Origin of the sequence: Streptomyces sp. NPDC050534 (assembly GCF_044457745.1) — a bacterium.
Lineage (GTDB): Bacteria > Actinomycetota > Actinomycetes > Streptomycetales > Streptomycetaceae > Streptomyces.
In genome coordinates this window covers 429347-442695 of sequence record NZ_JBITHF010000002.1, presented here as the reverse complement: position 1 = coordinate 442695, position 13349 = coordinate 429347, and the positions used below count along the sequence as shown (strand labels likewise).

General features: G+C 70.3%; 10 protein-coding genes. 9 read left to right on the top strand and 1 reads right to left on the bottom strand.

The window, feature by feature from the left end; translation table 11 throughout:
• The first annotated feature begins 96 nt into the window (after positions 1–96).
• From ACIBN2_RS07525 to ACIBN2_RS07505, 5 genes are all read left to right on the top strand, one after another.
• Positions 97–1332 (top strand): ROK family transcriptional regulator, encoded by a 1236-nt coding sequence (locus tag ACIBN2_RS07525; RefSeq protein ID WP_399133272.1) that lies wholly within the window; start codon positions 97–99, stop codon positions 1330–1332.
• A 236-nt stretch (positions 1333–1568) separates the two neighbouring features.
• Positions 1569–2834 (top strand): ABC transporter substrate-binding protein, encoded by a 1266-nt coding sequence (locus ACIBN2_RS07520; RefSeq protein WP_399133271.1) that lies wholly within the window; start codon positions 1569–1571, stop codon positions 2832–2834.
• Positions 2835–2854: 20 nt separating this feature from the next.
• A complete protein-coding gene (locus ACIBN2_RS07515) occupies positions 2855–3823 on the top strand; it encodes a carbohydrate ABC transporter permease (RefSeq protein ID WP_399133270.1) in 969 nt (322 codons plus the stop codon).
• Positions 3820–4686: a carbohydrate ABC transporter permease gene (locus ACIBN2_RS07510; protein WP_399133268.1), complete on the top strand. Its 867-nt coding sequence runs from the start codon at positions 3820–3822 to the stop codon at positions 4684–4686. The genes ACIBN2_RS07515 and ACIBN2_RS07510 overlap by 4 nt, the downstream gene beginning before the upstream one ends.
• 27 nt (positions 4687–4713) lie before the next feature.
• Positions 4714–7587: a glycoside hydrolase family 2 TIM barrel-domain containing protein gene (locus tag ACIBN2_RS07505; protein WP_399133267.1), complete on the top strand. Its 2874-nt coding sequence runs from the start codon at positions 4714–4716 to the stop codon at positions 7585–7587.
• A gap of 17 nt (positions 7588–7604) precedes the next feature.
• On the opposite strand, the gene ACIBN2_RS07500 is transcribed toward ACIBN2_RS07505, so the two are convergent.
• The gene (locus ACIBN2_RS07500; protein ID WP_399133266.1) at positions 7605–8885 is read right to left on the bottom strand and encodes an MFS transporter; all 1281 of its coding nucleotides are present in this window, start codon (positions 8883–8885) and stop codon (positions 7605–7607) included.
• A gap of 153 nt (positions 8886–9038) precedes the next feature.
• On the opposite strand from ACIBN2_RS07500, the gene ACIBN2_RS07495 reads away from it, so the two are divergent.
• The 4 genes from ACIBN2_RS07495 (at position 9039) to ACIBN2_RS07480 (ending at position 13342) form a co-directional block, all read left to right on the top strand.
• Complete coding sequence (locus ACIBN2_RS07495; RefSeq protein WP_399133265.1) at positions 9039–10373, top strand: jacalin-like lectin; 1335 nt, start codon at positions 9039–9041, stop codon at positions 10371–10373.
• Between the two features lie 114 nt (positions 10374–10487).
• Positions 10488–11090, top strand: a complete 603-nt coding sequence (locus ACIBN2_RS07490; RefSeq protein ID WP_399133264.1) for a TetR/AcrR family transcriptional regulator — start codon at positions 10488–10490, stop codon at positions 11088–11090.
• The gene (locus ACIBN2_RS07485) at positions 11087–11902 is read left to right on the top strand and encodes an alpha/beta fold hydrolase (RefSeq protein WP_399133262.1); all 816 of its coding nucleotides are present in this window, start codon (positions 11087–11089) and stop codon (positions 11900–11902) included. The genes ACIBN2_RS07490 and ACIBN2_RS07485 overlap by 4 nt, the downstream gene beginning before the upstream one ends.
• 51 nt (positions 11903–11953) lie before the next feature.
• A complete protein-coding gene (locus tag ACIBN2_RS07480) occupies positions 11954–13342 on the top strand; it encodes a hypothetical protein (protein WP_399133261.1) in 1389 nt (462 codons plus the stop codon).
• Positions 13343–13349: the final 7 nt, after the last annotated feature.

Below are 13349 nucleotides of genomic sequence, written 5' to 3'. Positions count from 1 at the left end.
ACTTTTACGGACCCCTTTCCTAACCCCTTGTCGAAAGTCCTCCGCTGGCCATAGCCTTGCGCCGCGCCGGAGAGTCCCGGCCGTGAGGGGAGTTCGATGAAGCGCGGCACATCACGGGACATCCGCACCGCGAACCGCTACGAGGTGCTGCGCCAGATCATCGCCCAGTCTCCCACCTCACGGCAGGAACTGGCGGCCGCCACCGGGCTGAGTCTCGCGACGGTCGCCACGCTCGTCGGCGAGCTGCTCGAGCTGCGGATGATCACCGAGGTCGGCTTCGAGGACTCGGCGGGGGGCCGCCCCCGCGGCCTCGTCGCCGTCAACGCCTCGGGCGGCGCCCTGATCGGCGTCGACATCGCGGAGACGTACGTCCATGTCGAGCTGTTCGACCTGGCGCTGAACGTGCTGGCCCGCGCCGAGGAGGACGTCCGTCCCGGCGAGAGCCTCCCCGAGCAGGTGGTCGGCCATGTGGCCGGCGCCGTCGGCTCGGTGATGGCACAGGCCGGGATCGAGGGCGCCCGGGTGCTCGGCGTCGGCGTGAGCGTTCCGGGCCAGGTCGACCGCGCGACCGGCTTCTCCGAGTACGCCCCCAACTGGGACTGGCACGACGTGCCACTGCTGGACCTGCTCACCGAGCACATCGCCTACCCGCTGTACCTGGACAACCCGCTGCGCGCGTCCGCGGTCGCCGAGCTGTGGTTCGGGGCCGCGCGCGGGCGCGGGGACGCCGTGGTGGTCAACCTCGGCACCGGCGTGGGCGCCGGACTCGTCCTGGGCGGCGCCCTGCACCGGGGTGTCAGCAACAGCGCCGGCGAGTGGGGCCACACCACGATCGTCCTGGACGGCCGGCTGTGCCGGTGCGGCAAGAACGGCTGCGTGGAGGCCTATGTCGGCGCGTCCGGCATCATGCTGACGCTGCGGGAGCTGAGCCCCGACAGCCCGCTGCTGCACACCGAGGACCAGACGGCCACCGTCGACGCGCTGGCGCGGGGACTGCGCACCGGCGACCCGGTGGCGCTCAAGGTGGTCCGCGACACCGTCAAGTACCTCGGCGCCGGGATCGCCGACCTGGTCAACCTGTTCAACCCCGAGGTGGTCGTGCTCAGCAGCTGGGTCGCGACCGCCCTCGGCGACCCCCTGATCACCGAGGTGCGCGAGGCCGTCGCCCGGCACGCGCTGCCGCGCCCGATGGCCGCCACCGAGATCGTCCTCTCCCCCATCCCCACCGACCCGGTGTGCCTGGGTGCGGCGACGTTCGCGCTGGAAGGGGCACTGCAGTCCGTCGGGCAGCGGCGCACCCCCGCGAGGAGCCGTACCGCACCACCTTCATGACGACGGAAGGGATCCTCCACTCCGCCGCCGGCGACCCCTGAACCGGCGGTTCTCAACCCCCTTGCGCCATCCGTCCGTTCGGCATCCCGAACCGTAGACAACGCTTCGTGCAGACTTCGTCCAACCCCTTGCCGAAGGATTGGCCGAAGATTAACGTCCCCGCACCGCACCGCATTTCGAGCCACGTCGCGCTGAAGCCGTGGAGCCGCAGCCGTATTCGAGACAAGGACGTCAGCATGTCGGCAATGAGCAACAGCAACTGGTCCCGCCGATCCCTCTTCCGCGCCGCCGCGGGCATGGCCGCCGCCGGCACGCTTGCCGCGTGCGGCAGCAACAACGGCCGCGTTGGGAGCGGAGGTTCGGGCCCGCAGCTCACCCAGTACTTCCACGCCTACGGTGAGGCCGGGACGGAGCAGGCCCTCAAGCGGTACGCGGCGGCGTACAAGAAGGCCGACGTGAGCACCAACTGGATCACGGGCAACAACTTCGAGTCTGCGCTCTTCGCGGCCCTGCTCACCAAGAAGGCGCCCGACGTCTTCGAGTTCCACCCGCAGCTGCAGCTCGTCAAGAGCGGCCAGGTGGCCGACCTGAGCGACCTGATCGACCCGGTCAAGGACGACTTCAACCCGAACGACATCAAGTCCCACACGGTCGACGGGAAGATCTACGGGATACGGATGATCGACGACCCGCAGTTCTTCTACTACCGCAAGTCGATGCTGGAGAAGGCGAAGGTCGACGTCCCGACCACGCTCGACGAGCTGATCGAGGCCGCCGCCAAGCTCACCACCGGCAAGGTCAAGGGCGTCTTCCTCGGCAACGACTTCACCGCGATCCAGAACCCCATCATCTGGTCCGCCGGCGCCGACACCATCAACGAGAAGAACGAGATCGCCTACCACACGGACGGCGTCGCCGGGGGCCTCAAGCAGCTTCGCAAGCTGTTCACCAGCGGCAACGTGCTCCTTGACGCACCGACCGACTTCTGGGACCCCTCCTCGCTCAACCAGGGCCTGTGTGCCATCCAGTGGGGCGGCATGTGGTCCATGCCGGCCATGCAGAAGGCGCTCGGCGACGATCTCGGAATCTTCCCGTTCCCGAAGATCGGCAGCGCCGGCAGGCAGTCCGTCTACAACGGCGGCTGGTCGATCTTCGTCAACGCCAAGGGCAAGAACGTCGACGCGGCCAAGGAGTACGTCAAGTGGCTGTGGATCGACCAGAAGAAGTACCAGGAGGACTGGGCCACGTCGTACGGCTTCCACATCCCGCCGCGCACCTCGATCGCCAGCGGGGCCACCAAGCTCAAGTCGGGCCTGCCCGCCGAGGGCGTGAAGCTCTTCACCGACTACGGCCACTTCGACAACATCTCCTACGACCAGACCATGCAGACCGCGTTCGCCGAGGTGATCGCGTCCTCCGTCCGCAAGAACGGCAACCCGGAGGCGGCGCTCGACACCTGCGACAAGAAGGTCAACGTCGAACTGAAGAAGCTGTTCGGATAGGCGGCCGGGAAGACCACGCCATGTCGACCACCACCACACGCGGGGTCGCCCAGCCCGCCCCGGCCAAGGCCTCCCAGGCCCGGCCGCGGCGGGGCCTGCGGGGCAACGCCACCCTCAACTTCTGGCTCTTCACCGGGCCGTTCCTCATCGGCCTGGTGATCTTCGTCTTCGTGCCGATCGGCTGGAGCCTCTGGCTCAGCTTCTTCGACGCCCGCTACACCGTCACACCGAGCCATTTCATCGGCTTCGACAACTACAAGCAGATCCTGACCAACAGCAACTTCCCCGCCTCGCTGCTGACGTTCACCGTGTTCGCCGCGTTCATCGTGCCGACCACCTGGGCGCTGTCACTGGGGCTGGCGCTGCTGGTGAACCGTCTGCGGTTCATGCGGGCGTTCTTCCGGTCGGTGTTCTTCCTGCCGACCGCCGTCTCCTACGTCGCCGCCGCGCTGATCTGGAAGATGTCCATCTTCAGCGGCGTCCGCTTCGGTCTGATGAACACGGTCCTCGGCTGGTTCGGCGTCGACAACATCGCCTACCTGGCCAACCCCAGTCCGCCCTGGTACTGGCTGGTCATCGTGACCCTGCGCCTGTGGATCCAGTCCGGCTTCTACATGATCCTTTTCCTGGCGGCACTGCAGAACATCCCGGCCGAGCTGTACGAGGCCGCCGCCATCGACGGCGCCAAGTCGGGCTGGCAGACCTTCCGGCACATCACGCTGCCGCAGCTGCGCGCCACCTCGACCGCGGTGATCCTGCTGCTGCTCATCGCCGCGTACCAGGCGTTCGACGAGTTCTTCAACATCATCGGGCAGAAGGCGACCTGGGCCCAGACACCGCTCATGGAGCTCTACAAGACCGCCCTCGGCACGAGCCAGGACTACGGCGCCGGCAGCGCGGGCGCGGTCATCCTGTCGCTGCTCATCTGCCTCGTCACCCTGATCCAGGGCAAGTTCATGGGCTTCGGAAGGGGGGAGGATTCCAAGTGACCACCACCGCACCTCAGGTCGGCAAGCAGCGCAAGAAGGGCCGGGGCCCCCTCGGCAACACGGGGCTGTACATCGCCGTCGGCATCGCCGCCCTGCTCTTCCTGATCCCCTTCTATCTGATCGTCCGCAACGCCCTCTCCACGGATCCGGAGATCACGGGCGAGAACTGGAAGCTGCTGCCCTCCTTCCAGTGGGGCAACATCTCCGAACTCTTCGACGACCCCACGGTCGACTTCGGCCGCTCCATGTTCAACTCGCTGGTCGTCGCCCTGCTGACCACGTTCGGCACCCTCCTGGTGTGCTCCCTGGCCGGTTACGGTCTCGCCCGCATCCCGTACAAGCACGCCAACAAGGTCTTCTACGGGGTCCTGGCGACCCTGATGGTCCCGACGGCCGTCACCTTCGTGCCCAGCTTCGTGCTCGTGTCGTCCCTCGGCTGGGTGGACACCTACCGCGGTCTGATCATCCCGGGCCTCTTCAGTGGTTTCACCTGCTTCCTTTTCCGGCAGTACTTCCTGGGATTCCCGAAGGAGCTGGAGGAAGCGGCACGGGTGGACGGGCTCGGCTACTGGGGCGCGTACTGGCGGATCGTCGTGCCCAACTCGCTGAACTTCTTCGCGGCGATCGCCACGATCACCTTCATCAGCGCCTGGAACTCCTTCCTGTGGCCGCTGGTCATCGGCCAGGACCCGAGCTCCTGGACCGTCCAGATCGCGCTCTCCTCCTTCATGACCAACCAGACCGTCAACTTCCATCTGATCTTCATGGCCACCGCCATCTCCATCCTGCCCCTCGTCTTCGTGTTCCTCTTCCTCCAACGCTGGCTGGTCCAGGGGATCGCGCAGACCGGCATCAAGGGCTGACGCCCTCCACTCACGACCTGGAGACCGATGTCTTTCCGCACCACGGCCACCGATTACGTAGAGGACGTCTCGCCGGGCAGCGGGGCCCTCCCGCCCCGCGCCTGGTACGCGTCCTCGGGCGCCAAGTCCCTGTCACTGAACGGTAGTTGGCGGCTGCGCATGTCGCCGACCGCTGACGCCGAGGACGACTCGTTCGCCGAGCCGGGGTTCGACGCCGGGGGCTGGGCCGAGGTCACGGTCCCGGGTCACTGGGTGCTCCAGGGCGACGGCGCCTTCGGCCTGCCCGTCTACACCAACCACCTCTACCCCTTCCCGGTGGACCCGCCACGCGTCCCGACGGAGAACCCGACCGGCGACCATCTGCGCGTCTTCGACCTGCCGGAGGACTGGCCGGACCTTTCCGACGGCGGTGCGGTGATCCGCTTCGACGGTGTGGAGTCCTGCGCCCGCGTCTGGCTCAACGGCACGGACATCGGCGAGTTCAAGGGCTCGCGGCTGCCGCACGAGTTCGCGGTCGGGCATCTGCTGAGGCCGAGCGGCAACGTGCTGGCCGTCCGCGTGCACCAGTGGTCGGCCGGCTCGTACCTGGAGGACCAGGACCAGTGGTGGCTGCCCGGCATCTTCCGTGACGTGACACTGCTGCACCGCCCGGCCGGCGGCGCACTCGACTTCTTCGTGCACGCCTCCTACGACCACCGCACGGGCGAGGGCACCCTGCGCGTCGACTCCGACGTCGACGGGCGGGTGTCCGTGCCCGCCCTGGACATCGATGTCGAGACCGGCACCCCGGTGACCGTCCTCGTCGAGGCATGGACCGCCGAGACGCCGAGGCTCTACGACGGCGTCCTCGTCACCGAGGGCGAACGCGTGCCGCTGCGCATCGGCTTCCGGACGGTCGTCCTCGAGGACGGCCTCGTCAAGGTCAACGGCAGGCCGCTGCTCTTCAAGGGCGTCAACCGGCACGAGTGGCACCCGGAGCGGGGCCGCGCACTCGACCTGGACACCATGCGCGAGGACGTGCTGCTGATGAAGCGGCACAACCTCAACGCCGTCCGCACCTCGCACTATCCGCCGCACCCGGCCTTCCTCGACCTGTGCGACGAGTACGGCCTGTGGGTGATCGACGAGTGCGACCTGGAGACCCACGGCTTCACCGAACAGGGCTGGCGGGACAACCCGGTCGACGACGACCGCTGGACCCCGGCCCTCCTCGACCGCGCCGCGCGGATGGTCGAGCGCGACAAGAACCACCCGTCGGTGGTCATCTGGTCGCTCGGCAACGAGGCCGGCACCGGACGCGGCCTGACCGCCATGGCCGAGTGGATCCGCGGCCGTGACTCCTCGCGTCTCGTGCACTACGAGGGCGACATCAACTGCCGTGACACGGACGTCTATTCGCGCATGTACGCCGCCCACGCCGAGGTCGAGAGAATCGGGAAGGAACTTGACGGCGGCACGCACAGGCGGCGCGAACTCCCCTTCATCCTGTGCGAGTACGGCCACGCCATGGGCAACGGCCCGGGCGGCCTGGCCGACTACCAGCGGCTGTTCGAGGCCCACGACCGGCTTCAGGGCGGCTTCATCTGGGAGTGGATCGACCACGGCATCACCCACCCGGAGCTGGGCTTCGCCTACGGCGGCGACTTCGGCGAGGAGCTGCACGACGGCAACTTCGTCTGCGACGGGCTGATCTTCCCGGACCGCAGGCCCTCCCCGGGCCTGCTGGAGTTCAAGAAGGTCATCGAGCCGGTCGGCATCGAGTCCGACCACTCGGACGGCACCGTTCGCGTCACCAACAAGCGTGACTTCGCCGACCTGTCCGACCTCGCCTTCGAGTGGTCGTACCAGGTGGACGGCGAGACGGCCGGCACGGGCAGGCTGCCGGTCCCGGCGCTCGCACCCGGCGCGTCGGCCGAGGTGAAGCTGCCGGAACCGCCCGTGGAGGTGCGGGGTGCCGAGACAGGATGGACGGTACGGGCACTGCTCGCGGCGGACACCGCCTGGGGACCGAAGGGCCACGAGGTGGCGTGGGGCCAAGTCCCGGTCGCCGCACGGCCGTTGCCCGCCGTCGCGCCGACCGACGGACCGGCTCTCGGCGACCGGGTGATCACCCTCGGCCCGGCCTCCTTCGACGCCCGCACCGGCGCGCTCAGGACCATCGGCGGTGTCGAGGTGAGCGGGCTGCGCCTGGACGTGTGGCGGGCCACCACCGACAACGACGCGGGCGCCGAATGGCAGTCCGAGACCCGCTGGGCGACGGTCTGGCGCACGTACGGCCTGCACCGCATGCGGCACCGCCTCGACGCCGTGGAACTGGGCGACGACGCGCTGACCGTGCGGACCCGGGTAGCGCCGGCCGCCTGGGAGTTCGGCCTCGGCACGGTGTACCGCTGGACGTCGGACGGCAACCGGCTGAGGCTGACGGTGTCCGTGAGCCCGGACGGCGACTGGACGATGCCGTTGCCACGGCTCGGCGTCCGCTTCGGGCTGACGCGGGCCGACGCCGTGCGCTGGTTCGGCGGCGGTCCCGGCGAGGGCTATCCGGACACCAAGTCGGCTTCCAGGCTGGGTCGTTGGGAGTCCACCGTGGACGGCCTGCAGACGCCCTACGTACGTCCGCAGGAGAACGGCGCGCGCGCCGATGTCCGCTGGGCGGAGATCGGCGGGCTGCGCGTCGAGGGCGACCCGGAGTTCTCCTTCAGCACCCGGCGCTGGACGACCGAGCAGCTGGACGCGGCCGCCCACCTCACCGACCTCACGCCCGGCGACAAGGTCTGGGTCAACCTCGACCACGGCCTGCACGGCATCGGCTCGGGTTCCTGCGGCCCGGGCGTGCTGCCGCAGTACCACCTGACGGCCGAACCGGCGGAGTTCTCCTTCGTGTTCACGGAGATCAGTTGAGCGTCACGGGAAGCCGTTCACGAGGGGCGCCCTGACCGCCGTATCGGGGTGAACAGGGCCGCACCCGCGACCAGTACGCAGCAGCCGCCCGCCACCAGGCTCACCGGCGCCGTCCCCCGGTGCTCCGCCGACCAGGTCAGGACGGCGGCGCCGAGCGGGGCGGCGGAGTACTGGAGGGTCCAGAAGGCCGAGGTGACGCGGCCGAGCAGGGCCTCGGGGGTGATCTCCTGGCGCAGTGACATGGAGCAGGTGCCGGCGATCCCGACGCAGGCCAGGAAGGCCGCGCTCAGCGCCGCGACGAGAGGGACGCCGCGCACCTGGCCCAGGCCCGCGAAGGCCAGTCCGCACACGGCGACGGCGCCCGTCCAGGTGCGTCCGAAACCGAGCCGGCGCCGGATGCGGGCGACCAGCAGCGAGCCGGCGATCGTGCCGAGCGCGCCGCACGCCATGACGGTGCCGACCGTCCCGTCGTCGTGGCCGAGGTCGTGCTTGAGGTGGTAGATGACCAGGTCGGTCAGGCCGAGCGTGAAGAAGCTGAAGACGCAGAGAAGGGCGGTGAGGGAGCGCAGGACCGGGTGGCCGCGGAGGAAGGAGACGCCCGCGCGCAGATCCCGCCACAGGCTGCCGCCCTGCCGCGCACGGTCGTCGGCGGGGCGGGGGCGGAAGCGTACGAGCAGCATGCAGGCCGCGGACACCCCGAAGCTGGCCGCGTCCACGCCGACCGCGGCGGCCGGCCCGGTCCACCCGGCGACGACTCCCGCGCCCAGCGGCCCCAGCACCCCGGCCGCGGCGGCCGTGGCGTTCAGCCGGCCGTTGGCCTCGGTCAGCCGCTCACCACCGACCAGACTGCGCACGACGGTCACATAGCCGACCGCGAAGAGCATGCCGACGGCCTCGCACAGCGGCAGCACGACGTACAGGAGCCAAATCCGCGCCCCGAACAGCCAGACCACCGGGACGACTCCGTACAGCACCATCCGCACCACATCGCAGGCGATGAGAAGCCTGCGGCGGTCGGCCCGGTCCACCAGGGCCCCGGCGAACACGGCCGCGCCCACGGCCGCCACCGATCCGACGGCCGTCAGCAGCCCCATCCGGGCGACCGATCCGGTGGCCTCGAGCACCAGCAGGGGCAGGGCGATCAGGGCGAAGGAGTCACCGAGGACGGAGAGGGTCTGGGCGGCCCAGAAGATGCCGAAGTCCTTTTGGCGCCAGAGGGGTTGACCGGTGGCGGACCGTGCGCCGTCGAGCGTCCGTCTGCCGGGCTCGCCGTCGCGTCTGCGCGCCTCATGCGCCATGTGTCCCCCCGTTCCCTGTGAACTCGTCCTGCGATGTTCCCTCAACTGACCTGTCAGGTCACACTGGTTGACACCGAACATGAGCAACGTTCAGGTTCTCGGCGCTCGTTCCTCCCCCACTTCCCCACTCCCCCGACCGGAGACACCCCCACCATGAGACGACTCATCGGCACCCTCGCGGCCGCCGCGCTCGCCCTCGCGGGTCTGACGGCCACCGGCACGGCGGCCTCCGCGGACGCAGCCGCGGACGCGGCGGCCACCGGCTCGTTCAATGTGCTCACGTACAACGTCGCCGGCCTCCCGGAGGGCCTCAGCTCCAGCCATCCGGCGGCCAACACCCCGCTGATCTCACCGCGGTTGGGGTCCTACGACATCGTGAACGTCCAGGAGGACTTCAACTACCACGCGGCCCTGTACGCGGACGACAACCACCCCTACCGCACGGCGACGAGTGGTGGCGCGGGGATCGGCGACGGCCTCAACACCCTCTCGGACTTCCCCTTCGAGGACTTCGAGCGGGTGAAGTGGAATGACTGCACGGGCACCAACTGCCTGACCCCGAAGGGCTTCTCGCTGGCGCGGGTGCGGCTGGCCGAGGGCGTGTTCGTCGATCTGTACAACCTGCACCCCAACGCGGACGACACCGACGACGCGCTGGCCGCGCGCCGCGCCAACATCGAGCAGCTCTCGGAGTTCATCCGGGCGAACTCGGCGGGCAACGCGGTGATCGTGATGGGCGACACCAACACGCGGTACACGCGCACCGGCGACAACATCCGCACCCTGGTCGACGGCAACGGCCTGACGGACGCATGGGTGCAGCTCGTCAAGGGCGGCACGGCGCCGGCGCAGGGCGCCGATCCGCTGCTCTGCCCGACGACGGCCCCGGCCAACGACTGCGAGGTCGTGGACAAGGTCCTCTACCGCGGCAGCAAGCTGCTCTCGCTCGACGCGACCCGCTACAACGACGAGTGGGCCAAATTCCTGGACGCCGCAGGCGGCAACCTCTCCGACCACTTCCCGCACACGGTGGACTTCTCGTACGCCCTCAACTCCTCGTTGCGGGCGAGTGACTTCTTCGGCGGTCCGCACGGCACGGCCTTCACCGACGCCGACGGCCTGCCGGCGACACCCGCGCCCCGCACGCTCACCCTGCGCGGCGGCGCCCGCCTGGACGCGGTGTCCCTCACCCATGACGGCGGCACGACCCTGACCCACGGCGGCACGGGCGGCACGGCGGCGTCCCTGACCCTCGCCTCCGGCGAACACCTCACCTCGGTGAAACTGACGGAAGGCCAGAAGGACGGCCACACCCGGATCTTCTCGGCCGCCTTCACCACGGACAGGTCCCGCACCCTCTCGTCCGGCACCCCCACCTCCGACAGCACGACCTTCACGGCCCCGGCCGGCTGGCAGATCGTCGGCTTCACGGGCCGCGCGGCCGACGAGATCGACAAGCTGGGCGTCCTGTACGCCCCGATCCGCTGACGCCGCCTCCGCCGAAGCCCTCCGCGTAAAGCAGTCGCCCGGCGGGCGGAGTCCTTCCTACACTAGGGCCGAACCTAGACCCCCTAGGTTCGGCCCTCCCAGGAAGGCGTCTCCATGGCCAGAGCGGGGCTCACCCCCGATCGCATCGTCGCCACCGCCGCCGACCTCGCCGACGAGGTGGGGTTCGAGAATGTCTCGCTCTCCGCGCTCGCCCGGCACTTCGGGGTCAAGGACGCGAGCCTGTACTCGCACGTCAGGAACCTTCAGGACCTGCGTACGCGGATGGCGCTGCTCGCCGGGGCCGAGATGATCGACCGGATCGCGGCGGCCGTCGCCGGGCGGGCCGGCAAGGACGCGCTGGCCGCCTTCGCGGGGGCCTACCGGGAGTTCGCGCTGGAGCGGCCGGGACGGTACGCCGCGACGCAGATCCGCATCGACCAGTCGCTGGTCGTCGACTCCCCGGTCTTGCGGCGCACCGCCGAGATCACCTACGGCATGCTCCGCGCCTACGGCCTCGAGGAGCCCGATCTCACCGACGCCGTACGCCTGTTGCGCAGCACCTTCCACGGCTACTGCGCCCTGGAGGCCACCGGCGGCTTCGGCGCCCCGCGCGACGTGCGCAAGTCCTGGGACAAGGCCGTCGACGCCCTGCACATCACGCTCGAGCACTGGCCTCGCGAGGACACGGACAACCATGGAGGAGAAGGACACCCATGACCGACATCCACTACGACGTCCAAGGATCGGGGCCCGTCCTCCTCGTGGTCCCGGGCGGCGCCGGCCACCCCATGGGCCTCGACCGGATGACCGACGTGCTCGCCGGCCGGTTCACCGTCGTGACGTACGACCCCCTCGGGCTCGCCCACGGGCGGCTCGGGGAGCCTGTGCCCGACCAGCGGGTGGAGGGGTGGAGCGACGGGGCGCGGCGGGTGCTCGACGACGTGCTGCCCGAGGGCGAGTCGGCGTTCGTCCTCGGGACCAGCTCCGGCGGGATCGCCGTCCTCGACCTGCTCGCCCGCCATCCGCGGCGGCTGAGTCACGTCGTCGCGCACGAGCCGCCGTGTGTGGGAGTGCTGCCGGACGGGGCGCTGCAGCTGGCCCGGTTCCGGGAGGTGTACGACACCTATCGGGCGGCCGGGCTCCAGGCCGCCGGTGCCCGGCTCGGCGCCGTACTGACGGAGACCGAACCCGAGCCGCATGTCGATCCTCAACCCCTGACGGGCGAGGAGGAGTTGGTCAACCCCATGGCCCTCTTCCTCGCACATGTCCTGCGGAACTTCACCGCCCACGCCCCCGACCTCACCGCCCTCACGAGCTCCTCCACCCGCCTCACCCTCGCCGCCGGCTCCGACTCACGCGGTCAACTCCTGCACCGCACCGCGCAGTTCCTCTCCGGTGAGACCGGAAGCCGTTTCGTCGAGTTCCCCGGCGGGCATGTCGGCGTGGCCGAGCATCCCGTGGACTTCGCCGGACTGCTCGCGGAGACACTCGTTCCGGTCGGCGACTCACAGGCCCCGCAGACCACTTAGACTGGAATCTTCGCGGAAGCCACGTGCAACCCCGGGGGGAGGGAGCACGCCTTGTCTCAACAGCAGCTGGGACGCCGTCCCTTGAGAACCGACCGTACGACACCACCGGAACCCGGCGGGCCCAGCGACACCGCGCGCTTCGTCGGCTGGCTGGGGAGTCTCGGGTGTGCGGCGGCCGGGTACGGGGTGTTCCAGTTCCTGTTCGGGGTGCTGCCCGACTCCCTCGGCGGGCAGCCCGCCCGGTATCTGGTCGCCGGGGTCAGCGGGATCGGGACGGGCGTGGCCGCCTGGCTGGCGGCGGCGCTGGTCCGGGCCCGGGGCGCGGCCGGCCCGGCCCGGCCCCTCGTCCGTGTCCCCGCCGCCGCGGAGCGTCCCTCACCCGGCCCGCTCCCCGAGGTGTTCGCCTCCGCATACGGCACGCTCGTCGAGAAGGCGGCCGTGGTCGACGACCCGGACCGCGGCCGCCTCACCGGCTGGTCGCACTCCCTCAGCGAGTCGGGGCCGTTCCGGCCCACCTCGGTCGGCACCGCCTACGGCCTGCACATCATGCTCGACCTCGGCGTGCCCGACGGCCGGCTGCGCACCGGCGACCTGGTGGACACGCTGTGGCGGCTCAGGCTGCCCGGCGGTGGCTGGTCGGCGCGGTCGCAGGGAGCCGAGGCCCGCCCCGAGGTGACGGCGCTGGTGCTGGGTGCGCTGGCCCGGGCCGGCGTGTCCGGCGAGCGGCTGGCGGCGGAGGTGGGCCACTGCACGGACGGGTTCACCCATGAACTCGACCGCGCCGGGCGGGAGTCGACGCATGTCGTGACGACCGTGCTGCGCGGACTCATGCGCGCCGCGCCCGACGCCGCCGTACTGCCGCTGCTGCGCGAGGCCCTGGCCGACGGCGCGATCAGCGACGCCCGCCGTGAGCACCTGCGCTGCTGGGGCTACCGGCTCGATGCGCCGTACGGGCTGCCGTCCGCGCTGCACACCGCGCAGGCCGTGGTGGCGCTGGACCGGGCGGCCCGCGTCCTGGGCGAGGACGAGGCCGTGCGCGCCACCCGGGAGGACGGCGTCCGCTGGCTGCTGACCTGCACGGACACTCCCCATCACCGGTGTCAGGATCTACGGAACCTGCGCGAGGAGGTGCGCCGGCCACGTACCGACGACCCCTCGCGCCACGAGGTGCTGAATGTACGGCACTTCACCGCCTCCTGGCTGGTCCGCGCCCTGATGACACCCGGTGCCCGCGAGGTCGCGGCACAGGACGGGCTTCAGGAGGCATGGCGGGAGCGGCTGGACGGGGCCGCAGCCGCGGTGTGGGCCGGGCAGAGCGACGGCATCTGGTCCTGGGGGCGGCCCGACGGCGGTGAACTGCGGCAGCCCATGTGGATGACCTATCAAGGACTTTCGGCGCTGCGGGCCCATGCCGTATGGATGTATCAGCCGGAACAATGAACCCGGG

Excerpts from the sequence above, each read along its gene's own strand:
- ACIBN2_RS07490 (WP_399133264.1), top strand. The coding sequence starts at position 10,488 with ATGGCCAGAGCGGGGCTCACCCCCGATCGCATCGTCGCCACCGCCGCC.
- ACIBN2_RS07485 (WP_399133262.1), top strand. The coding sequence starts at position 11,087 with ATGACCGACATCCACTACGACGTCCAAGGATCGGGGCCCGTCCTCCTC.
- ACIBN2_RS07525 (WP_399133272.1), top strand. The coding sequence starts at position 97 with ATGAAGCGCGGCACATCACGGGACATCCGCACCGCGAACCGCTACGAG.
- ACIBN2_RS07500 (WP_399133266.1), bottom strand. The coding sequence starts at position 8,885 with ATGGCGCATGAGGCGCGCAGACGCGACGGCGAGCCCGGCAGACGGACG.
- ACIBN2_RS07520 (WP_399133271.1), top strand. The coding sequence starts at position 1,569 with ATGTCGGCAATGAGCAACAGCAACTGGTCCCGCCGATCCCTCTTCCGC.
- ACIBN2_RS07495 (WP_399133265.1), top strand. The coding sequence starts at position 9,039 with ATGAGACGACTCATCGGCACCCTCGCGGCCGCCGCGCTCGCCCTCGCG.
- ACIBN2_RS07505 (WP_399133267.1), top strand. The coding sequence starts at position 4,714 with ATGTCTTTCCGCACCACGGCCACCGATTACGTAGAGGACGTCTCGCCG.
- ACIBN2_RS07515 (WP_399133270.1), top strand. The coding sequence starts at position 2,855 with ATGTCGACCACCACCACACGCGGGGTCGCCCAGCCCGCCCCGGCCAAG.